The sequence below is a fragment of the Microscilla marina ATCC 23134 genome (genome assembly GCF_000169175.1).
GTDB classification, from domain to species: Bacteria; Bacteroidota; Bacteroidia; order Cytophagales; family Microscillaceae; genus Microscilla; species Microscilla marina.
On the sequence record NZ_AAWS01000008.1, the window covers coordinates 1 to 22,313 of the forward strand.

The 22,313-nt window shown below is 41.3% G+C and carries 17 protein-coding genes; 8 read left to right on the forward strand and 9 right to left on the reverse strand.

What is annotated here, in order from left to right; translation table 11 throughout:
* Positions 1–410: 410 nt before the first annotated feature.
* Positions 411–1,778 carry a 1-acyl-sn-glycerol-3-phosphate acyltransferase gene (locus M23134_RS08475; RefSeq protein WP_002695458.1) on the reverse strand — a complete coding sequence of 456 codons (1,368 nt, stop codon included), beginning with the start codon at positions 1,776–1,778 and terminating at the stop codon, positions 411–413.
* Positions 1,779–2,137: 359 nt separating this feature from the next.
* On the opposite strand from M23134_RS08475, the gene M23134_RS08480 reads away from it, so the two are divergent.
* Positions 2,138–2,398, forward strand: coding sequence for an acyl-CoA-binding protein (locus M23134_RS08480; protein WP_002695459.1), 261 nt, complete (start codon positions 2,138–2,140; stop codon positions 2,396–2,398).
* A gap of 542 nt (positions 2,399–2,940) precedes the next feature.
* Here M23134_RS08480 and M23134_RS08485 read toward each other — a convergent pair.
* The 4 genes from M23134_RS08485 to M23134_RS37735 form a co-directional block, all read right to left on the reverse strand.
* Positions 2,941–3,456: a DUF2480 family protein gene (locus M23134_RS08485; protein WP_002695462.1), complete on the reverse strand. Its 516-nt coding sequence runs from the start codon at positions 3,454–3,456 to the stop codon at positions 2,941–2,943.
* Positions 3,457–3,537: 81 nt separating this feature from the next.
* Positions 3,538–4,230 (reverse strand): tRNA (adenosine(37)-N6)-threonylcarbamoyltransferase complex dimerization subunit type 1 TsaB, encoded by a 693-nt coding sequence (gene tsaB / locus M23134_RS08490; protein ID WP_002695463.1) that lies wholly within the window; start codon positions 4,228–4,230, stop codon positions 3,538–3,540.
* Between the two features lie 242 nt (positions 4,231–4,472).
* Positions 4,473–5,867 (reverse strand): DNA repair protein RadA, encoded by a 1,395-nt coding sequence (radA, locus tag M23134_RS08495; RefSeq protein ID WP_002695464.1) that lies wholly within the window; start codon positions 5,865–5,867, stop codon positions 4,473–4,475.
* A 290-nt stretch (positions 5,868–6,157) separates the two neighbouring features.
* On the reverse strand, positions 6,158–6,982 hold the full coding sequence (locus M23134_RS37735) for a leucine-rich repeat domain-containing protein (RefSeq protein WP_053337270.1): 825 nt from the start codon (positions 6,980–6,982) through the stop codon (positions 6,158–6,160).
* A gap of 521 nt (positions 6,983–7,503) precedes the next feature.
* Between M23134_RS37735 and trpA the strand changes: the two genes are divergently transcribed.
* From trpA to M23134_RS08520, 5 genes are all read left to right on the forward strand, one after another.
* Positions 7,504–8,295 (forward strand): tryptophan synthase subunit alpha, encoded by a 792-nt coding sequence (trpA, locus tag M23134_RS08505; protein ID WP_002695466.1) that lies wholly within the window; start codon positions 7,504–7,506, stop codon positions 8,293–8,295.
* 414 nt (positions 8,296–8,709) lie between these two features.
* A complete protein-coding gene (locus M23134_RS41005; protein WP_002695467.1) occupies positions 8,710–8,871 on the forward strand; it encodes a hypothetical protein in 162 nt (53 codons plus the stop codon).
* Positions 8,850–9,107: a hypothetical protein gene (locus M23134_RS08510; protein WP_053337271.1), complete on the forward strand. Its 258-nt coding sequence runs from the start codon at positions 8,850–8,852 to the stop codon at positions 9,105–9,107. The genes M23134_RS41005 and M23134_RS08510 overlap by 22 nt, the downstream gene beginning before the upstream one ends.
* A 41-nt stretch (positions 9,108–9,148) precedes the next feature.
* Positions 9,149–9,646, forward strand: coding sequence for a hypothetical protein (locus tag M23134_RS08515; protein ID WP_045113249.1), 498 nt, complete (start codon positions 9,149–9,151; stop codon positions 9,644–9,646).
* A complete protein-coding gene (locus M23134_RS08520; protein WP_157558396.1) occupies positions 9,583–10,095 on the forward strand; it encodes a transposase in 513 nt (170 codons plus the stop codon). Before M23134_RS08515 ends, M23134_RS08520 begins: the two co-directional genes overlap by 64 nt.
* A gap of 481 nt (positions 10,096–10,576) precedes the next feature.
* On the opposite strand, the gene M23134_RS08525 is transcribed toward M23134_RS08520, so the two are convergent.
* Together M23134_RS08525 and M23134_RS08530 are read right to left on the reverse strand one after the other, a co-directional pair.
* Positions 10,577–13,081, reverse strand: coding sequence for a hypothetical protein (locus M23134_RS08525; protein WP_002695473.1), 2,505 nt, complete (start codon positions 13,079–13,081; stop codon positions 10,577–10,579).
* 520 nt (positions 13,082–13,601) lie between these two features.
* Positions 13,602–15,512 carry a transglutaminase-like domain-containing protein gene (locus tag M23134_RS08530; RefSeq protein WP_002695475.1) on the reverse strand — a complete coding sequence of 637 codons (1,911 nt, stop codon included), beginning with the start codon at positions 15,510–15,512 and terminating at the stop codon, positions 13,602–13,604.
* 331 nt (positions 15,513–15,843) lie between these two features.
* Between M23134_RS08530 and htpG the strand changes: the two genes are divergently transcribed.
* Both htpG and M23134_RS08540 read left to right on the forward strand, forming a co-directional pair.
* Positions 15,844–17,667 carry a molecular chaperone HtpG gene (gene htpG, locus M23134_RS08535; RefSeq protein WP_002695481.1) on the forward strand — a complete coding sequence of 608 codons (1,824 nt, stop codon included), beginning with the start codon at positions 15,844–15,846 and terminating at the stop codon, positions 17,665–17,667.
* Between the two features lie 1,081 nt (positions 17,668–18,748).
* Positions 18,749–19,285, forward strand: a complete 537-nt coding sequence (locus tag M23134_RS08540) for a CIA30 family protein (RefSeq protein ID WP_157558397.1) — start codon at positions 18,749–18,751, stop codon at positions 19,283–19,285.
* 63 nt (positions 19,286–19,348) lie between these two features.
* On the opposite strand, the gene M23134_RS08545 is transcribed toward M23134_RS08540, so the two are convergent.
* The gene (locus M23134_RS08545) at positions 19,349–20,017 is read right to left on the reverse strand and encodes a hypothetical protein (protein ID WP_002695485.1); all 669 of its coding nucleotides are present in this window, start codon (positions 20,015–20,017) and stop codon (positions 19,349–19,351) included.
* 98 nt (positions 20,018–20,115) lie between these two features.
* Positions 20,116–22,017 carry a PP2C family protein-serine/threonine phosphatase gene (locus M23134_RS08550; RefSeq protein WP_002695487.1) on the reverse strand — a complete coding sequence of 634 codons (1,902 nt, stop codon included), beginning with the start codon at positions 22,015–22,017 and terminating at the stop codon, positions 20,116–20,118.
* Between the last annotated feature and the right edge of the window lie 296 nt (positions 22,018–22,313).

The following is a 22,313-nucleotide window of genomic DNA, read 5'->3' on the forward strand; positions in this document are numbered from 1 at the left end:
CTTCGTGTAGATATTTTTTAAGTACTTTACCACAAAACCCGGTATCCATTTGAGCAGCTTAGGATTTTTGTCAGCAATCACTCGTTTAATATCTATAAATTTCTGTTGATCAGACATGAAACAATAAATTTAATATAAAATAAAAGTAATAGTTGTTTTCTCAAAATATTGTAGATGCATATAGTGTAATAAGCATGCATATTTATTGATTTTATAGCTTTTAGCCATCAACAACTCTTTTGTGCAAACAACAAAACTAATAAAATTAACTTAAGTATTTAATGGGGAATTATCGTATTTTAAAAACATTGAATCAAATATGATAAAAAAAACAAAACCTCCTTAAATAATTCAACATTATTTGAGAAGGTCTGTTTTTTTTTGTTAAGTAGCGCCGCCAAGGCAAAACTTTAATCTTCTTCGCGGCTAAACCCTTTGATCAGGGTGGGAATCCAGCCTACCAATGGTACATAGAGCAGCAATACTTCGGGATTTTTGAGAATAGTATCTGTAGCAGTTTTAACCAAGCCTACCAGTGACTCTTCGCGGGGCTTTTCGTTGAGGTAAGCTTCTTTGTATGCTTCACGAGCGTCTTCAGCCAGTTGGGCAAGGCGTGTCTTAAAACGACGGTAGCGGCGTTCGTGCTCGGTAAATAAAAATGGCCAGGCTATAGGCACAAAGTAAGGAAGCTTGCTAAAGTTTTGTAAAATAGTGCGGAAGAAACCACCCCAGTCATAAGGGTTTTGTCCGTACATCTCTACCATGCGGCTTAACTCTGCCTGCATGTTTTTCTGAATTTTTTTACTAATTTCTCTAAACTCCTCCAAAGTGATTTCTTCGAAAGGTTTGTCAATCATTTCATAAGGTTTGATACGTTTGCCACGTACATAGGTAAGTTTTGCCGGAGCGGCAAAGTAAAACATCCAGGGCTGGAGCAAAATAAGGGTGGTAAGTGGTCCTACTGGAATAAAAGGAATGCCAATGCTTTGAACAATGTCATCGAGCCATTTCAGGCTATAGCTGAACGGGTTGATATATTCGGCATTGATGGTGGCAAAAGGGATAATATCTGTTTTGTATTTGATGCTCATGCGTACTGCCGATGACGACACCCGCTGTAATTGGTACCTCTTGTCAAACCCTTTGCCTATACCCTTGATGCCCTCTGGGTAAATCAAAAAATTAGACTCACCATAGTGCATCATAGTTTCAAAATTGAGCGATGTGGCATCAATTCCTCCCGCTCTTTTCCAAAAATTATGGATCAAAAACGGGTTCATCAGGTTGGTTTGTGATAGCATAGGCGACGCCAACCCTCTGGCAGCTTTGTCTAACCTGTATCCGTTCATTTTCATCAAGGCCGACGCAAATACCATCCCGTCCCAGGGGAAAGCCATTCCCGAATGATTGCTTACAAAAATCAGTGGGCGTTGGGGATTATTTCTTGCCGGAAACTCGCCCAGTTCTTCGTCAAAACCAATGAGTGTAGCCCTAAAATAGTACTTATCTATTGGTTCCAGCAATTTAGCGAGGCTCTTGGCGTAATCAAGGTCAAAAAACTCCTCAAATATATGGGTATTGTCTTTTATTTCCTGGGTAAGCAACTCATCGTCAGCAGCCATTACTTCTTCGGCTACTACTTCCACAATTTCTTCGTTGTTTGTAGCATCAGGGTTGGCAGTTGGTATTTGCAACTCTGATGTTTTTGTTGCTACATTTGGAGTACTCTGCAGAGCAGTGGCAGTTTTTGCTTCTTTTTGGGTGATTTTTTTTGCCATAATTCAGTGTAAGAAGTATTTTGAGGGCGAGATTTGAAAGGTCACTATTGCAGTGTATACCCAGCAAATCAATTTTAAATACGCCCTAAGGTCGTAAGTTGTTTGTGATACAAAACCCTGAAACCTTATGGTTGATTAGGTAGTGTATCCAAATTTAATAAAATTTAGGATAAATAGGTTAATTTTTTTGCTATAAATTGCCTAAAACTTACGTGTGAAATATTTGCATTTAAGCAAAGTGTTGATAAACAGCAATATACAAGCACGTAAGATTTCTATTTATCAATGACTATCAGTCATTAAATTACTAATAATATTGTATTTTTTTTATAACTCTCTAAATATTTAATTTTTCAGACATGGGATTAACAGAAGATTTCGAAGCCGCAGCAGCACGTTCCAAGCAATTGACCAAACGCCCCAGCAACGAAGAGTTGCTACAGATGTATGCTTTGTTTAAGCAAGCCAGCCAAGGCGATGTAAGCGGTAGTCGCCCCGGAATGATGGATTTTAAGGGGAGAGCCAAGTATGACGCCTGGGCAAAAATAAAAGGCAAGGACAGCGAAGAGGCCAAACAAGCGTATGTAAACCTGGTAAATGGATTGTTTGAGAAGGAGTAAGCCTGCAACGTAGAAAATTACCACTAACAAAAGGCAAAGAATTCAATAGTGAATTCTTTGCCTTTTGTTTGCCTAGAGTGCAATCAGGTACTCTACCCTACTATTTTTTCGCCTCAGTTTGTGTCTCCACAACCGAGTTTATGAGTCCTTAGATACCGAGGCATCGGTGCTCAGCAAAGCTAAATCGCCTTGTTGTAGTGCCTGTAAATAGTGTTTTTCAGGGTTTCGATCAGCTCGTAGAGACACGAGCTGAGGCGATGAAGTTACTTTTGAAAAACCGAAACTATTTCTAAATCCCGATTCATCGGGGCAGCTTTACTGTACTGAGCTCAATGAAGTTAAAAGTCCCGACAGGGGCAAGCTTCAAGCGACAAGTCGCAAGTCCTTAGATACCGATGAATATCGGTGCTACACCCTGTTTAACTGCGTTGAGCTCATCACAGCAAACTGCTGTAGATTCGGTTCACAAGTAACTACACTTTTGTATCCCGTTGATTTTCAGTAGCTTACAAAAAGCGTAGTTAAAAGCTGGGTAGAGTAACTTATTTCTTTTTCCTTTGTTTAAATAAAGGCACCGTGCTGCAAGGTTCGCCATACATCATAGTGGCTACTACCGGGCGCAGCAAACGGGTAAGCTCTACATAAGCATATTCGGGAATGGGCAAATCACCACAACCTTTGATGACAACTTTTTTGTCGCGAAACTCTTCTACCTCAATGTTGTGGAGGGCTTTTTGAAACAAGGCTTGTTCGAGAACCGCCAAATCGCCAAAAACAAAATGGTGGGCATAAGGTTCAAGCTGTAGTGCCAGTAACATATATGCCCAGGTGGGCACTATAGCATCTACCGAACAAATAATGGCCACATTTTTATCTTGGTATTGGCTCCAGTCATGTTCTTTTACAAACGCCCTGAAATCTTTTTCCCGTAAAATCATTTCCTGAAAAAGATTGTCTTTTATATCATAAACCACCCGTTCGTGGTGGCTGTAGTAGTCTTCCAAATTAAACGTAATAAGAGCGCTTTGCGCTACCCGGTTTACAATTTCGTCTTCCATAGTTTTTTGTTTTTAACCCATCAAAAAGTACAGCTGGCAGGCATATACATTACAAAAGAGAGCAGTTGCAGGTAGATCAAGTTACAGTTTAAACTTCTTGGTGGGCTTAAGTGCCACAAAGTCTTTGAGATAAAAAGGCTCAAAGTAAGCAAGATCTTCTGTTTGCCCTTTTACAAAAGCCTTGTGCGCCAATTGACCCACCGAGCGGGCTGTTGGGTGGAAATTGTCAACAAATAAGGCGTTGGAATTGTTCCCTAATACTTCTTTACATTTGGCTGCCCCGTCGCCAAAAAACACTACCTTTTGGGTGCTCAAAATATCTTCAAAAGAATTCGCGTCTATAATTTTGGCTTCAGTGGCTTGTTGTTCTTGCAAGTCTTCGTCATACACAGCGCAGTACACCTCCATACGGCGGGCGTCTATCATAGGGCAAAACCAGTGTTTATCTACCGAAGTGTGTTGCAGGGCAGCTGCCATTGCGTGCAACGAATTGATGGCTACCAAGGGTTTGTCAAGGGCAAAGCATAAGCCTTTGGCAGTGGCAGTGCCAATGCGCAGCCCAGTATAAGAGCCAGGGCCTTTGCCTAGTGCTATTGCGTCCAGGTCTTCTAGTTTTTGTTGGGCGTGGCTTACCACATCTTTTATAAGAGAGGTAAGCATGACAGAATGTGATTGTGCTACCCAAAGTGTAGCATCACCTAATAGCTCACCTTCTTGGTGCAGTGCCACCGAACAAACTTTGGTGGAGGTTTCTATACTTACAATTAAACTCAAGATTTATTTTGTTTATTCAGCTCTAAAAAATTAAGGCAAAGTTAAAAAATGAGGTTGTTATAAAAAATATTTGTCGAAGGTGAAAGCTATCCTTGTCACCGAATTGTTTATTACTACTTGAGTAGTTTGCCCTTCAGTGGTGCGTTTGGTTTCATCGGATGATTCATTACATACTCAAAGCAGGGGAGGGGTTTATTCAAAAAAAAGGGCGTACTAAAATACGCCCTATTAGGTTTGGGTGGCTAACCAAATAAATCTTCAAATACCTCTTCTACTTTACCAAAGGCTTTTATTTTGATGGTATAGTTGTCCTGGTTTACGCTCTTGAGGGCATATTTAGAAATGTATATTTCTTTAAAACCCAGCTTTTCGGCTTCCGAAATGCGATTTTCTACTTTGTTTACCGCCCTTATTTCGCCCCCCAAGCCCACTTCTGCCGCAAAACACATGTCGTTTGACACACTGATGTCGTTGTAAGACGATGCCACCGACACACACACTGCTAAGTCTATAGCAGGGTCTTCTATCTTAAGCCCTCCGGTAATGTTCAAAAATACGTCTTGATTGCCCAGCATAAAGCCACCTCTTTTCTCAAGCACGGCAAGCAGCATATTCAACCGTTTGCCGTCAAACCCGGTACTGCTGCGCTGAGGAGTGCCATAGTTTGAAGTGCTCACCAACGACTGCACCTCTATCAGTAAAGGGCGGTTGCCCTCTAGGGTTGCCCCAATAGAAATACCACTGAGGTCATCGTCGCGTTGAGAAATTAATATTTCTGAAGGATTACTTACTTCGCGCAAGCCATCGCCCAGCATCTCATAAATGGCCAGTTCAGAGGTGGAGCCAAAGCGGTTTTTGGTGGCGCGTAAAATTCTGTATACCAGGTGGCGGTCACCCTCGAACTGTAGTACAGTGTCTACCATGTGTTCCAGCACCTTGGGGCCAGCTATGCTCCCTTCTTTGTTGATGTGCCCAATCAGAAATACTGGAGTTTGACTTTCTTTGGCAAACTTGAGCAGCTCAGCCGTGCATTCGCGTACTTGCGATACAGTGCCCGCGCTCGACTCTAAAAAGCTGGAGTGCAAGGTTTGGATCGAGTCTATGACCAAAATTTGAGGAGCAAATTCTTCTATTTGCTTAAATATATTTTGAGTAGAGGTTTCGGTCAAAATGTAGCAGTTTTCGCGGCTGGCCACCAAGCCCTCGTTTTGTTGGGTAATCCGGTCGGCACGCATTTTTATCTGTTGCTCACTTTCTTCCCCCGATACATACAACACCTTCATTTGGTGCATAGTAAGGGCTATTTGTAGCATTAAGGTAGACTTACCTATGCCTGGTTCTCCGCCAATAAGCACCAGCGAACCAGGCACAATGCCACCACCCAGCACACGGTTAAGTTCTTCGTCAGGGGTAATGACCCGTTCCTGGGCGCTAAACTTAATTTCTTTGAGCAAACGGGGTTTGTTTGCTACTTTGCGTGAGGTGGAGGTTTTCCAGTCGCCTTTTTTGGCTTCTTCTTTCTGCACAATTTCTTCTACCAAAGTATTCCACGAATCACAGGAGGGACACTTTCCCATCCATTTGGGCGATTGGTGCCCACAACTTTGGCAAAAATAGGCTTTTTTTATCTTGGTCATTTTATTGGAGGTTAATCATAGCCCCAACAAGGTTCTAGGGACTAGGTGCAAGGTTCCCCGCAAGCGGGATGTCGGCATAGCCTCCACTAGGTGTACCCTGTTTAACTGCGTTGAGCTCATCACAGCAAGCATCAGGCAATTCAAGTATAATTTACGAAACAGGGTGAACCCAACTTATGCACCACGCAACAAAAATTCGTAAATTTTGCTCAAAAAGCAACCATAATGCTCATATTTTTAGTAATTGTAGCACATCTCTGAGCAAACGTTCATTATATTGCCCTCTCCTTTTAAAATCTTTTGAGTTCATTTTCATAATATTCGGGGATCACCAACTTATCCGTAATGATCTTGGTATGTGGCATTTGTTGGGCAAGTGCGCGTACTTTGGGCAAGTAATTAAAACCAGTTCTGCTTAAATTTAAGATTTTCAGCTGTTTGAGTTCAGGCAACCAGGCAGGCATTTTTTCTAAATAGTAATTGTGTGCTAAACTTAGCCACTCTAGTTTTTGCAAGCGAACCATTTCATCAGGCAATTTTAATAAATAGCTGTTGTGACTCAAATCAAGTGATTTGAGGTTCGGCAACTGCCCAATCTCGGCTGGCAAAAATTGAAAATTGTTTTCGCTCAGGTCTAAATGAACCAGCGAAGTAAGTAGCCTTATTTCGGGGGACAAAACAGGGTTTGCATAGTACCCCTTTATCTGTAACTTCAAAGATTTTAAACAGGTGAGTTGCTCCAGGCCTTTCGGCAAACTTGCGCCATTATCCAGCTGCATTGTCAAGGTTTTTATAGAAGGCAAATGCCCCAGGTCATTGGGTTGGTGAGCGGTCACGGCGAGCTTAATCTCTTTCAACAATGGGTTGTGGTAATTTTGTAGCGTATGCAATGGCACCAAGTCATCTATTTTGCGCACATGGTGATGAGGCAGGTACAAGTTGTATTGAAAGCAAGCTGCGCCATATTTACTGCGTAACTCATTGATAAAGTGATATGGAAGTTGAAAACCTTTCAATAAAGTAAAGCCTAGCCGTAAGTTGTCTTCATCTTCGGTTTCGAGCAGTTGTTTGACTTTTTGCAGCTGTTCATTTGTGATCAAGGGAAGTGCCATCATATATACAGTGTTGGTTTTACGACCTAGCCAATATAAGTTCCTTATGCTACTTGTATTGCTTTTGGGGTCTTTATATTATAAGTCTTGGGGCAGAAGGTAACCCTCAAGACAATCGAAACGCCGTATGAGAGTTTACTTTAGCCAAATAAATAATGTACCTTTGTTTGAGGGACTAGTACAATGGGGATTAAGTAAATAATGAATTAATTTGGATGGATTAACTTCGTTGAGCTCGCGAAAAGCTCGGTTTTGTTCTCTAACGAATCGTTAAAATGGCGGATAGTTCGCTTTCTGAATTCCGATGCATATCGGAACCTTAGCTATCTAACTTTTTGGCGATGAAGTAAGAGGGCAAAAGTCGCTGAATAAATCATTAGGAATTTAGTTCCCGTTGTACTAGGCCCCCCGCAAGTGGGATGTCAGCATAGTCTCCACTCTCCCAAAGCAACCAACTATTGTTTATATAAAAACTACTTTTGCAAAGGGAATTTACACAACTTTACAAGACAGTAACAAAAGCAATGAATAACAGATTAACCAACCTTTTTGCCCATAAAAAAGAAAACCTGCTGGCCATTTACTTTACGGCGGGGTTTCCGGCGCTTGACCAAACTATAGAAATAGCCAAAGCTACTGCTGAGGCGGGCGCCGATATTATCGAAATAGGCATGCCTTTTTCTGACCCAGTGGCCGATGGAGAAACCATTCAACAAAGCAACCAACAGGCGCTCGACAATGGAATGCATCTAGAGTTGCTCTTCAGCCAGTTAGCAAACCTTCGCAAAGAAGTAGAAGTACCAGTGCTGTTGATGGGTTACTTAAACCCGGTGATGCAGTTTGGGCTGGAAAAATTTTGCCAAAAAGCCGCCGAAGTAGGCGTAGATGGTTTAATATTGCCCGATTTGCCCATGCAAGAGTATGAAGAGGTTTATCGCCCGGTTTTTGAGCAGTACAACTTATCCAATGTGTTTTTAATGACTCCCCAAACGTCAGAAGAGCGCATTAGAAAAATAGATGCGCTTACCAATGGCTTTATTTATGTAATGTCGTCAGCAAGTACCACTGGTAAAACAGGGGCCATCTCTACTGAGCAAGAAGCTTATTTTGAAAGAGTGGCAAAAATGAATTTGAAAAATCCGCGTCTGATCGGGTTTGGTATTTCAGACAATGCCAGCTTTAGCAAAGCCTGCCAACACGCCAACGGAGCCATTATAGGCAGTGCTTTTATCAAAACTTTGGCGCAAAGCCAGCAGTTAAACAAAGACATTGGCACCTTTATAAAAACAGTAAAAGGTGAAACCGTATTGTCATAAATAGAGTAATTAAATAAGAGCCATCCACTCACCAGTGCACCCATCTTTCGCCTGCGTTTTAATCAAGAAAATCACTCGTTGATTATAGATCGTAGCACAGGGGCCTTCAGTGTGGTTTGCTGTCACAAGTAAATATTTGCTTGTTTGTCAGCAACAGGAATAGTTTAACGGACTCCGCTCCTGTGCTCTTTTTTTGCCCTTCTTTTTAACAATACTCTGCAGTGATTTTAGTCAAAGTTGTTTGCTGGTTATCAGTTATATAGTACCTGCCCGGAAACTCAAAAATAAGCATTCTGATGTCACTATGGGTCATTTTCTTGTTGTCTTGCTTTCAAAAAAACATCAATACTTTGAAAAACGATTAAGTTTTGTGCATTTTATGCTTATGACTTCATTATAAAAAACAGGATAAAAATGAGAAATCGTTTACCCAATACCGCAGAAACGGGTGCCACCGCCATCGAATCTGTGAAAATCAGCAAAAATAAGCGCAGCAGTCGTGATGCTCTGCCTCAATTATTATTTGGTTTTCAGGCATTGTATTCTAACAAGCCATGTGCCTGTGGCAAATCTTAGTTTTAGGTGTAGTCCGAGTTGGGAAAGGCTTAAGCTATGCGGGATTACTCGATTTAGTTAATAATCACCTTGCTTTGCGTGGTATGATGGGTCTGGGGGGATTAGATGATGATTTTTCCGAGCAAACTTTGAATGAAAATGTCCATTTATTGACAGATGAACTACTTCATTCCATTAACGCTTTACTAGTGGATGCAGGCAATGATTTGTTAAAAAAAACGATTCGGAAGTTGTAAATTCCGAAAAAGAAAGGCGGAGTTTAAAAACGGATTCATTTGTGGTAGAAGCGAATGTGTGTTTTCCCTCAGACTTAAAACTATTGTTTCAAAGTGCAAAGAAATGCTTATGTGTACTTGGTAAACTCCGATTAATAATTGATTTGCCAGGTTGGGGAAAGCATCATTACTGGTATAAACGCTTAACAGAGAGTAGTTTTAAGGTGACTAAAATATACAGAAACAAAGGCAAAGGTTACCAAAAGCGCCTAAAGCAGGTAGTAAAAGAACATTTAGCTATATGTAGTAAAATATCGATAAAAATCGATAGCAGCTTACTGATAATCAAAGAGTTAATCAATCAAGAAGCGGTTACAAAGGCTTCGCTGATGCCGCTGTATGAAGAGTTAGTTTTATTTTTCGCTTATTTTAGCAAGCATCAGGATTTAGTCAAACGTCGTATTATTGATGGAGAAAAATCCCGCATGAGGAAAAGTTGTTTTCGCTATATGAACCTCATAATGAGTGGGTTAGTAAAGGAAAGAGTAATAAAAAAGTAGCGCTTGGACACGCCGTTTGCATTACAACCAATCAGCACCACTTCTGTATGCATTGGCAAGTAATGGAAAAACAACACGATGTAGATATGCCTCTGATTATCAGAGACTTTATTCAAAGTAAACACGGGAAATACCGTATAGAATCCTGGAGTTTTGACCGAAATTTTGGCTCACCGGAAAACAGAGAGGGGCTTGCAGAGCAGGTAGACTGCCTGGTAATGCCCAAAAAAGGAAGGATTTCTAAAAAAGAACAAAAACAACAGGAAGAAGCGGAATTTAAAAAATACCGAAAGAAGCACTCTACTATAGAAGCTAATATTAACCAATTGGAATGCTTAGGAGCTGGCAAATGCCGGGATAAAACAATTGAAGGATTCAAAAGATATGTAGGCTTAAGCGTTTTAGCCTATAACCTACATAGACTTGGAAAAATTCGCAGAAGGTACTGAATTGTACTTTTTGAATTTTTATAGACTTTCCGGACAGATACTAACTCTAACCACTTTCTTGGCTTTGGTCTTAGTGAAACGAGACCAGAGCATACCAACGCCCGAAACATCGTATACAAGATGAGCGCGAAGCGAGGCTAAAGGATCCCTACAAACAGCTCAAGAAAAGGATAAAGGCTAAATCCAATCATAGCTCAAGAAAAAGCTAAAGGCTAAACCACGCAAAGAACACAAAAAGCTAAAGGCTAAAGCTAATCATAGTTCAAAAAAAGACTAAAGGCTAAAAGCTAAACCACGCAAAGAACAAAAAAAGCTAAAGGCTAAAACCCATCGTAGTTCAAGAAAAGGCTAAAAGCCCTCTACAAACAGCTCAATAAAAAGCTAAAAGCCCCCTACAAACAGCTCAATAAAAGGCTAAAAACAGCTCAAGAAAAAACTCTCGTCTAACGACTCCCATTAAAAAATAACTTAGAAAACCAAGTTAATCACTGCTGCCCTCACCCCCCAAAGTTTTAAACAATTCGGAAAGGTCTGCCAGTACATCAGGGTCACGCAGTTTAGAGTCTGCCGATAACGCCTCCAAAAGTTTACCCAAAGCACTTACAGGTATATCGCCGCCTGTTTGCACATTTACTGAGTTTTGCATAAAATCAGTGGGTTTAAGTGCATCGCTCCCCGACAAGTTGCTGCCAGCATTGCCAGTAGCCACCGTAATATCAGGCGCTCCACAGTTGCACGGAGACTCAGACCAGTCCCAAAACACCTCATCGTTTACCTTTTCGCAAGTGTTGCAATGCCCCAAAATACCCTCAGAAAAAATACCACGTGTGGGCATTGTAATATGCTCTTTGGTGACAATGGGAGTCTGGTGGTCTAACTGATAATCGTTTACTTTAAACGCCACACAATTGCCCTGAATGGCAATAGGCTCATTTTTGATCTGATTGATCAAAGGCTCTCCACCAACCAATACATTTTCAAAACGAATGGCTCTTTCGTCGGCATCTTCATACAGCCAAATTGCCTTATTGTAATGCAACTTATTGCAATTAAGGTGTCTGAGTAACCTTTTTGCACAACAAGCAGTGCCAGCGTCTGTGCCCGCACCAACAGCACCTCCCCCCGGAGTATCGTCTTCGTATTCATAAGTAGTGCGTTCGGGACTGGTGGGGTATGTTTTGCGGTCAGACTTTGCCATACTTACATTGTTGCCATTGTTCAACAACGAAAACAACCCACCTATTTCAACTGTGGTGTAATTGACCTTGATGTGGTCTAGTAGAAACTTAGCATCGCTTGCCTCATCAGGTTCGCTTCTGAGGGTAATCTGTTGAATATCAGACACCTTTACCGGGCTCGATAAGTTAAAGGCAAACGAATAAGTTTCTCCTTGTTTATACCGTTTTCTGAATGCTTTTTTGGTTCCTATGGGCTCTAGTGGGTTGCCGTGTATTACCTCGTTTAGCCCAGCCACCGTAATCTCCAGGTACAGTTCCCCGTCAAAAGCAGCTCCTGCGGTATCGCCTATTTTTATTTCCCCTTCAATTCGTTGCGTATGCAAGTCTTCGGTGATAGTAGTTGTTTCTCCACCGCCGGAACTGCCTGCACACAAAAAAGATTTTTCTAAAGCCTCAAAGCAGGGCAACAATGATGGATCCAGTAAGGCATTTTTTAACAAATGTTGATAACGAATTACATTTTCTTCGGTAAAACCATTGTTTTCGTACTGTACCCAGTAAATATCTCCTTCACCTATAAAAGTGTTTTGGATAAGGTAGTGTTGTATTACCTGGTAATAAAACACATTGAGGGTGTGGCAATGGTTATGATTACAAAGGGCGCGGGTGATCACACTTTCCTGCGCTACCTGATTGGCTTCCATCACTATAGAGCTGCTATAACGGCGGGCAAGGTTGGCCCTTTGTTGGATGTTGTCTACCATGCTTTGGGTAGACTCGGCGGCAATCTGACGACGACCACTGCTATAGCCAACACCAACGTTTACAAAGCTGGTAACGGCAGAAGACAAAGCCCCTCCCAAACCTATAGTTGCTCCTTTTAGGGGAATGCTTGCATTGCCACTGGCAGAAGCTTTGTTGCTATTGCCTACACCTGTTTGAACCCCCAACGAAAAGGAACGCTCCTGAAGGCTGGCAGACAAAATTTCCTGTGCAAACAAACTGCGGTTGTACTGACTGATGTAAGTCTCCTGATAAAAGTTGTTTTCCTGGCGGTAAGCCTGTTCCTGCCTCATCCAGTCGATGACCGCAATGCGTACCGACTCGCAGGGAGCCAGCGTAACAGAATAAAGCAACTCGCCCAGTGAATAACCTTTGGGAATGATGTCAAGCTTGTATTCCTGAAGCTTGCCCTCTCCTATAGCTGTCGCCTTTACTTTTTCACTACAATCATCATTTGCCAAAGCTGCTATAGTGACATTTTCTATAGGAGCATTTTTCTTGACAATTTCACCATATTGGTAAGTGTAAGTTGTGTTGTGCGCAGGAATCAAACGAGAGCAATCGCCACTGCCCAACGTAAGCTGGGGTTGAGCAGCCAACGAACCTGGAGAAATGTGGTAGTCTAATGGATCGGGGGTTTGAATGCTGAGAAAACTTTGATCTTTGCCGCTTGCTATCGCACTACGAATGTTAGAAGTGTCACTGTACTCCAGTTCAATGGCTGACATGCTTCCTTGTGCCTGTAACATAGGGAAAACATCTTGAGCTAAGTGGTCAAGTCCCAGCGGAGCAAGCAAAATTGCTTTGATTTCTGTGTGTGGCGCTATGGCAAATTTAAATGAAACATATCCATTAGAATCGGTAGAAAGAATGCCCAGGTGTTGTTCTTTTTTATCAGATTGGATAATTTTTGCCACCATAGGTAGCTGTACAATGGCTTGGTTGTCTGCGTCTTTGATAAATGCCCGAAGACTTTGGCTGAAGGTAGACCTGCCTGAATGCTGGCTGATACTAGATTTTTGCATAAAATATTTAATTTTAAAGGTTGGAACAATCACATTTGTGATTGTCTATTTGCTTAGATAGAATAGAGAAAGGCAAATATGTCCCTTGAGCTTGGGCATTTTTTTACAAGTTCGGGTGAGGAAATTACGAACCGACCGGAGGGAGCTCTGCTTTAGCTAATGGGCGCAAAGCTTTTCAATTACGAATTAATTACGAATTACGAATGGGCTCAAGCGACGCTAAAAGCCCCCTACAAACAGCCAAACAAAAGCTAAAGGCTAAATCCAATCATAGCTCAAGAAAAAGCTAAAGGCTAAAAGCCCCTACAAACAGCCAAACAAAAGCTAAAGGCTAAAAGCCAATCGTAGCTCAAGAAAAGGCTAAAGGCTAAACCACGCAAAGAACAAAAAAGCTAAAGGCTAAACCACGCAAAGAACAAAAAAAGCTATAGGCTAAAACCCATCGTAGCTCAAGAAAAGCTCTGGACTTAATTATGAATGGCTTCGCCCAATTCGTAATTGAACCATTCGTAATTTCTAATTACTCCCCCTGTTTCTTCACCAGCACCACCTGATCTTCGTAAATTTTATTGAGTTGGATAATACATTCATTCCAGGTTTTAAAACACTCTTTAGGTATGATGCCATCGCCTACTACTATCTCTTTGATATACAGCAGCTTACCCTTGTTTTGCTCAAACTTTACTCTAAACGAAAACTTATGGTGCATAAACTCCATATTGGCGGGTAGGTGTTTCACCTTATATCCTTTGGGTATTTCCAGTGTAATGTTGGTCAGGTTGAGCACCTTCTCCGGAAACTTTACATAAGACAAACGATTGGTATCTATAATAGAAGCTTTGTATTCTTTGGCGTAGTCAATATCAATGTACAGTTCATTGCCAAACTTGTTGACTTGGGCTTTATTTTGAAAACGGTATTGAATCTCGAAAGGCTGTTCGCGGTTATGTACGTTGCTGGTTCGGCTCGATAACACCTCGAAGTTTTGGTTGCGCGACGAAATCACCCCTTTGATAAAACGGGGGCGGCGTTGGGTAGGGGTCGTGTGCAAATAGTAAAGCAACATTTGCTTGTTTTCTCCTGATAGCTCCATGGTACCTTTGCCTTGCAGTGCCCCATCTTTGATAAAAGCTTTTTGGGTGCCAATCACCAGGTTGCGGGTATTGCTCAATACGGGCACCTTGTCCAAAATATATTTATCTCCATTTTCTATCAAAATCGGGCGCCCCTGAATACGTTCGGCATAATCACCCAAAGCGTTGAACTTTTCGGTGGCATCTAAAATATACCGTTTGCCTTTCAGCCATACTGTGCATACCATGTGGTTGTCTACCGCCAGCGAAGGAATAGAGTAGTCGTAGGCCAAATGATTGGTACCTATCCAGGTGAGGCGCGCATCGTAACCAGCCAGCTTGAGCAACGCCTTGGTAAGGTTAGCCATTCCTTTACAATCGCCATACTTTTGGTCAAACACCTTGTTGGCCGACTGAGGTTTAAACCCGGCAATGCCATCTTCAAAAGCAATGTAACGGATGTTGTCTTGTACCCAGTAATAAATTGCCTTGATTTTGCCCACATCACTTTGTTTGCCTTGTATGATATGCTGGAGCAGGGGGCGCAGGTTTTGCGGTTGGTTTTTTACCTGATTGGTCAGGCTAGAATACCAGGCATACAAGTCGTCGGTAGACGCCAGCAGGGTTTGGCGTTGTTGGTTTTTGGTAAAACTTTTGGCAAGCACCAACACATGCGGGTATACGTGCGAATTGCCCGGCATAAAGTATTCTCTGGAGAGGGCAGTCAGGTTGTGCGCCTCATAAGTGTATTGCCAGGCTTTGCGTTGGGCAAGGTATTTTTTTGTTTTCGAAACCTCAAAAGGCTTAAAGTTAAACTCCTTCAGTTCCACCTCCATCCATTCGGGTATGATAAAAACTATCTTTTTGGTGCTGGTGGGCAAATCTTCGTGAAAATATACACTCGTGAGGTATTTTACATCATTGTATTGCTTGAGAGTTTTGAGGCTCAGGGTTTGTCCAGCGTTTTTGAATTTGAGTGGGTAACGGCAAATTTGGGCATCAGAATAAAAAATTCCCTGAATAGAGTGGTTGCCACATTGTATTTCGCCCATTTTCTGTTGTTGTCCGTCGCTGTTGAGGCATTCTGCCTTGACAATACGCGAGTGTTGGTCGTAAAACTTGGCGCGGTAAAGCGTTTGTTGTGGCTCAAGCCCGATTACCCGGTCAAGGGTACGCTCTATTACCTGGGGCAGTTGGTGGTGTTTGTTCCAGACAAACTCATAAGTAATGCTAGACTCTAGCAACATAGATGACAATGAGGCAGGAGATGCCTGACGGTATGTTTTGTGTTGAGCAATAATGGCATTAGGGAGAAAACCAACATACAACAGGAGCAGATAAAAGTGTGTTCTTTTCATAGGGTTAGTTGTGTTTTTTTGTAAATAGACTAATTGCCAGCTTTGAATATAGTATAGATTGATATAAGCGTTGGGTGCAAATTATGTAAAAAAATAAAATATAAAAGGAATGTTTTGTATAAAACGTATATGATAAAATAATTGTTTGTAATAAGGCTTTTGTTTGGTTTTTTGTGGTTGTTTATGCCAATATGGCATACTGCCTTGTTTGGAATAGGTTTTGAACACAGCCATTTTAATCAAAAAAACACACTACCAGGTATCTGGGCACAGGCCCAAAAAAAATGCGTGGTAGTTTGGTAAAAGAATCTAAAAAAAAGGCTTAAAAATCATGCAAGAAAAAGGAACAATTTCCGTAAGCACCGAAAATATCTTTCCTATTATCAAGAAGTTTTTGTATTCCGACCACGAAATCTTCTTGCGAGAGTTGGTAGCCAACGCAATGGATGCCAGCCAAAAGCTCAAAAGACTGGCGGCTATAGGCGAGTACCAGGGCGAAGTAGGTGAGCTAAAAGTACAGGTAAGCATCGACGAAGAAGCGGGCACCATTACCGTGAGCGATGCTGGGATTGGAATGACTGCCGAAGATATTAAAAAGTATATCAACCAGGTAGCGTTCTCTGGGGCTACCGAGTTTATAGAACAATACAAAGACAGCGATCAGGGAGACAGCAAAGAAATTATTGGACACTTTGGTATGGGTTTTTACTCAGCTTTTATGGTGGCCGACAAGGTGAAAATTGTATCACTTTCGCATAAAGAAGGCGCTGAAGCTGCCCAGTGGGAGTGTGAGGGCAGTACCGAATTTGAGATTTCGCCAGGAGAAAAAAAAGAGCGTGGAACCGACATTGTATTGCAGGTAGCTGAAGACTCTAAAGAGTTTTTGAACAAGGCGCGCCTGCGTGGTATCTTAGATAAGTATTGCAAGTTTTTACCTATTACCATAGAGCTCGATGGCGAGCAAATCAACAATACGACTCCTATCTGGACCAAGTCGCCCAGCGAACTAAAAGATGAAGACTACCTTGCCTTCTTCAAAGAGTTGTACCCCATGTCGCCCGATCCATTGTTTTGGATTCACCTCAATGTAGACTACCCTTTTAACTTGACCGGGGTGTTGTACTTCCCAAAAATCACCAACAACTTTGACCTTTACAAAGACAAAATTCAGCTGTATTCTCGTCAGGTATTTATTACCGATGAAGTAAAAGACGTAGTGCCTGAGTTTTTGATGTTATTGCGTGGAGTCATCGATTCTCCAGACATTCCATTGAACGTGTCGCGTAGTTACCTGCAATCAGACGCCAACGTGAAAAAGATCAACGGCTACGTTACCCGCAAAGTGGCGGACAAACTAGAGGAGTTGTTTAAGAAAGAGCGTACTGCGTTTGAAGAAAAATGGGAAAGCGTTGGGTTCTTTGTAAAATATGGTATTCTAAGCGACGAGAAGTTTTATGACAAGGCAAAGAATATATGCTTGCTCAAAAACAGTGAAGGCAAGTACTTTACCCTGGACGAATACCGTGAGCACATACAGGCGGCACAAACCGACAAAAACGAGAATGTGGTATACTTGTATTCTAACGACCCCGACAAGCAAGATGCCTACATCAGTTCGGCACGCAAACAAAACTATGATGTCCTACTCTTAGACAACCAAATGATTGATAGTCATTTTGTGGGTTCTTTAGAGTCTAAAATACCCAACTCAAGCTTTAAAAGGGTAGATGCCGACACGATGGACAAGCTGATAGACACAGGTACAGAGAAAGAAAGCGTATTGTCGGAAGAGGAAGCTACCAAGATCAAAGAAGTATTTGAGAAAACGCTGAACAACAATGCGTTGAATCTTCAGGTAGAAGCTTTACCTACCGATGAGTTACCTGTGGTAATTACGGTGCCTGAATTTATGCGTCGTGCGCAAGAGATGGCAAAAACAAGCGGAATGATGGGCTTAGGTGAGTTTCCTTCGGCACTTACGGTGTCTATTAACGGAAACCACAGCATTATTCAAAAAATATTAAAAGCCGAAGAAGCAGCGCAAAAAGCCTTGGTATTGCAGGCTTACGACCTGGCGTTGCTTTCTCAAAACTTGCTTTCTGGTGCAAACCTTACCAAGTTTATCGAGCGAAGTGTAGAAATGGTTGGAAAGTAAACCACTGCCAAAATATTTTAGAGTTCTTTTCAAAATGCTGCCTCCTGCTGGAGGTGGCATTTTTACTTTTCAAGACTTGAGTACATTGTTGCCTCTGCCAAATAAACTTACAGGCGTAACATACGCATTGAAAGCTGACTTTTATCAATAAAAACAGGCTTTGAGCAAAAGTTTTGTAAGAGGAGGCACCACTGTATTTTTGGCAAAGTAAAAATTAAGGCAAATAAAGTGTCTTATTGCTGAAACAAATTACATTAGTTTATTGGTTTTAATGAAATTATTTGTGTAATTGCAGGTGTAATGAAATTAAATTTTGTGTTATGTCTAAATAATGCAATTTTGTACTGAATTATATCTTTATATAGTTAATTCATGACGATTAAAAGTTGTGTGTTTAAAACAGTGTAAAATGAATGTGTAATACAAACTCATCAGGCCACACAACTTATTCTTAGGTCTCCCCCAATTGTTTTCCCATTGAATTTATAATCATAAAAAAGGCTGATCATTGCTGATCAGCCCCCCTTAACAAATAAACAAGCGCTTAGTCCTGAGTTAGTTCCAAAAAGCAAACAAGGTGTTTATATTGCCCTCTGTAATTAATACTTGTTGTTAATAAGTGCTACTCTATTTAGCTTTTTTTAAAATACCATCACCACCTCGCTTGCTCTCCGAAAACAAGCTCGGAGTTGTGAACCGAACTTGATTCGGAGGTTGTGTGTCCTCACCATAGCCGTCAGATTAAGAGAAAAAGAGTGAAAAAATCACTTAAAAATACCGTCACCGCCTCAGCGAGTGTCCCCACGCGCTGATCGAATCGCCAAAACTTGGATACTGAAAGATGTTTCACGGAGCGAAAAAAATAGTAGCCTGACGGCTATGGTGTCCTCACCAACCGATCGAAACCCTAAAATCAGCTGTTTTTTGGGTACCGATATACATCGGTATCTAAGGAAGTGAGTAGCCAGATAGTCATAAATTATTTTGGCTTGTATATAGTTACGTTTGTAGTAATAAACCAATTGGCTGTTCAAACAGTTAATCAAAAAAACGGATGGATTGGCAAACATTGAATTCAATTATGAAATATATAATCACAGCAATCATTATGACTTTAACTTCAACAACCCCCTCAAAAGTAATTTTCAACTTTGACAAAAATGTCGATATCGAGGCTTGGCGTATTGTAGATGACGTAGTAATGGGGGGCAACTCTTCGGGAGTTTTTAAACTTAGCCCAGATGGTTTTGGGGTGTTTGAGGGAGCAGTATCACTGGAAAATAACGGGGGTTTTTCATCGGTAAGATACCAGTCGGGCAAGGTAGCAGTAGCAGGCTACACCAAGGTAGTAATCAAGCTAAAGGGAGACGGTAAAAAATACCAGTTTCGGCTGAAGTCCAATGCCAACGACTACTATTCTTACATTACCACCTTTACTACTTCGGGCGAGTGGCAGGAGGTGAGTGTGCCGTTAAAAGACCTGGCACCTTCGTTTAGAGGGAGAATGTTAGATATGCCCCACTTTTCTTCAGAGGCATTTGAAGAATTGGCTTTTTTGATTGCCAATAAAAAAGCAGAAAAATTCAGGCTGTTAATTGATCGCATACTATTGAAGTAGCCAACCAACGTTACACAACAGCTCAAACAAGGCTGTCCATTGCTCAATGAACCGCCTTGTTTGTCATAATCCAATGCCAAAACCGTACAAAGCCCTGATGCCTATGGTATACACTCCGTTGAGTTCTGGAGTGAGCGTAGAGTAACCTTCCAGCGTTACAACGCCACTGCCTACCTTCATTCTACCCCCCAAGTGTAAATAAATGCCTTGCAAAGGCACAGTAGCTTTGCTATAATCGGGAGTAATGGTAGGATCAGCTATTACACTTTCGGTGATGCGGTTCAGCAGGCTATTGTTTATAAGGTGTATGTTAGAGTAACTGTAGCCTATGCCTACAAAACCACCAAATTGTTCAAACGAGTTTTTGGTAGCACCCGCCCCCAGGTTTAGATTAAACGACAGGGTAGACATAAATGCCCAGGATTTTTTTTCAAAACTGCTAGACAATAAGTTACCAAATAAAAAATCGTTGTTGAGGTTGATAGAAAAACTGCTGCTTCCTTCGCCATCTTCTTCAAAAAAATTGAAACGAGGTGAGTAAGATATGCCCGGAAAATATTGGGCGTCTTTTACCTCTGCCAGGTTTGTGTTTTGTGTATTGACTCCATATTCATACCTCAAAAACAAATTACTTACCCCTGCTTCATGCATTACTTCTATGCTGGTTTGCGCCTGGAGTGTGGGCAAAAAAACAATGGTAATAAAGAGTAACAGTACACTTAGTTTTTTCATTGTATTTATACTTAAAGCTTTTCATTGCAAAGTAAGTGCACATCTGCTAAACTGAAGGGTTTATACTTAGGAAAACGCAAAAAGTGAGTAAACCACTATTATTCTATAGTTGAATTTGTCTGGTTCAGCTTTAATACCTGCTGAGATACGTGTTCGTCAAATTTAAATCCAATCAATAAAACATCATCTATTTGTGCACCCTTGCCAATCCAGTCCAGCAGAGTTTGCTCATATACTGCTTTTTGCTTTTCAAAATCTAATTGGTGGTGATCCAGCAACATCTGACGCAAACGCTTGCCCATAAATTTTCTTTTTTCAGGTCCCCCAAACTGGTCTTGGTAACCGTCTGAAAACATATAACATACCGTAGTATGGTCAAGGGCAATGGTATGCTTGGTAAAAGTGCGTTCGTCTTTGTTGATCACCACATCTCCAATCGGATAACGATCTCCTTTGATGGTGTGTAGCTCACCTTGCTGAATATACACCAAAGGATTTTTGGCGCCCGCAAAATGCAATTGCTGGGTAACTGTATCTATTACTATCATTGCCATATCCATACCGTCTTGATTGAGGGTGTCTTTTTGGCGCAACGAATCACGAATGCCTATGTGCAAGTTTTTGAGAATGAGGTCAGGTTCAGTGACCTGTTTTTGATTTACTATTTCGTTGAGCAATGCACTACCCACCATACTCATAAAAGCCCCTGGTACACCGTGCCCGGTACAATCTATAGCAGCATAAACCACTTTTTTGTCAACCACCCCAAACCAATAAAAATCACCACTGACAATTTGATAAGGACGGTAATAAATAAACGACTGAGGAAGCACAGTTTTAATCAAGGTTTGGTCGGGCAAAATGGCTTGCTGAATGCGTTGGGCGTAGTTGATACTTTCGGTAATTTTTTTGTTCTTGCTGCCTATCTGCTCATTTTTATTTCTTATTTCTTCGTTTTGCTGCTCAATTTCAAAGTTTCGTTCTTTTAGTTGATTGCGTTGTACAGTAAGCAACGCGTTGGTATGTTTTTGTATTCGGTTATTTCTATATAACACAAATGCCAGCACCAGCAGCAATACAAGCCCTACCGTAATCGACGAAATCAAGGTGCGTTGTCGAGCCTTGTCCAGCTCTAGTCTATCTAGCTTTTGGCGTTGTTTGAGCAGTTGCAAGGCGCCATCTTTTAACTTTAGTTGGTTGTTTTTAATTTCCAACTCTTTGATTACCAAACTATCGGCAAGTTTTAAGCGTATCGACTCTGCAATAAACAAACTGTCAGAAAGACTATCTTTGGCGAGTTCCAGTAGTTTTTGAGCTATTTCACGTTGCTGTAGTTTTATTCCTGCACTTTTCAGGCGTTTATCTATAGCTTTTAGTTTGGTTTGTTTGGCAAGCAATTCCCGTTCCTTGGCCCTCAGTTCTACATCCTTGTCTTTGAGTTCATACTCTTTAGAGCTTAATTTATCTTTGGTAGAAGTGGCAAGAAAAGTAAGGTAATCGGTAAACTCTACATATAGTTTTTGATAATATTTGCGTGCTTTTCGGTAGCGACCTTTCTTTTTTTCACGCAGCGTATTATAGGTAGGAATGGCATTTTCGGTCAAAAAACGGTATACCTGCCATTTGTCTATAGCGTTGTTGCGGTACAGTTCACGGTAAATGTCATAAGCTTTTTCGTAATATTTGGCGGCCGCTAGGTAATCATCACGAAAAGACGCTGACAAATCGCCCAGATTGGTATAAGCCATGGCCATGCCAGTAGTATAAGAAATGTCCATTGCCAGTCCTAAGGCACGTTTGGTATAACTCTCGGCTGCACTTGGGCTGCTCTTCTGGAGCAAGCCACCCAGTTTGTTCAATACATCTACTTGGTTATTGTCTTTTTTGCTTGCGTCTACCAGTATTTTTAGGCTGTTAATTTTATGGCTTTGTGCCTCAACCATGGCTGGAAGAAAAGGTAGCACAATGGCAAACAACACACCCAATAATTTATTTATCACATCTACAACTTTAAATTCGAAAGATAGCCCAAATGATTGTGCTGAACTTAAGGAAAGTTCTGTGCTAAGTAATGGACAAAAAATAATCTTTCGATTTAGGAAATGACCTTCACTACTGATACTTCGTTATTTTTAGCCTTTGGCAGAGCTCGGCACAGCAAAGCTGTAGCCATCGGTTATTGCTCGTAGCGCTGCTACGAACGCAAAAAACGCCTCGTCTCAGTGGTAAATCTCTATCTCCAAATGGATACCTTATTTTTCAACCATTACTAAAAAGGCAAAAACTATACCCAGCC

Excerpts from the sequence above, each read along its gene's own strand:
- M23134_RS08475 (WP_002695458.1), bottom strand. The coding sequence starts at position 1,778 with ATGGCAAAAAAAATCACCCAAAAAGAAGCAAAAACTGCCACTGCTCTG.
- M23134_RS08480 (WP_002695459.1), top strand. The coding sequence starts at position 2,138 with ATGGGATTAACAGAAGATTTCGAAGCCGCAGCAGCACGTTCCAAGCAA.
- M23134_RS08485 (WP_002695462.1), bottom strand. The coding sequence starts at position 3,456 with ATGGAAGACGAAATTGTAAACCGGGTAGCGCAAAGCGCTCTTATTACG.
- radA (WP_002695464.1), bottom strand. The coding sequence starts at position 5,867 with ATGACCAAGATAAAAAAAGCCTATTTTTGCCAAAGTTGTGGGCACCAA.
- M23134_RS37735 (WP_053337270.1), bottom strand. The coding sequence starts at position 6,982 with ATGATGGCACTTCCCTTGATCACAAATGAACAGCTGCAAAAAGTCAAA.
- trpA (WP_002695466.1), top strand. The coding sequence starts at position 7,504 with ATGAATAACAGATTAACCAACCTTTTTGCCCATAAAAAAGAAAACCTG.
- M23134_RS41005 (WP_002695467.1), top strand. The coding sequence starts at position 8,710 with ATGAGAAATCGTTTACCCAATACCGCAGAAACGGGTGCCACCGCCATC.
- M23134_RS08510 (WP_053337271.1), top strand. The coding sequence starts at position 8,850 with ATGTGCCTGTGGCAAATCTTAGTTTTAGGTGTAGTCCGAGTTGGGAAA.
- M23134_RS08525 (WP_002695473.1), bottom strand. The coding sequence starts at position 13,081 with ATGCAAAAATCTAGTATCAGCCAGCATTCAGGCAGGTCTACCTTCAGC.
- M23134_RS08530 (WP_002695475.1), bottom strand. The coding sequence starts at position 15,512 with ATGAAAAGAACACACTTTTATCTGCTCCTGTTGTATGTTGGTTTTCTC.
- htpG (WP_002695481.1), top strand. The coding sequence starts at position 15,844 with ATGCAAGAAAAAGGAACAATTTCCGTAAGCACCGAAAATATCTTTCCT.
- M23134_RS08540 (WP_157558397.1), top strand. The coding sequence starts at position 18,749 with ATGAAATATATAATCACAGCAATCATTATGACTTTAACTTCAACAACC.
- M23134_RS08545 (WP_002695485.1), bottom strand. The coding sequence starts at position 20,017 with ATGAAAAAACTAAGTGTACTGTTACTCTTTATTACCATTGTTTTTTTG.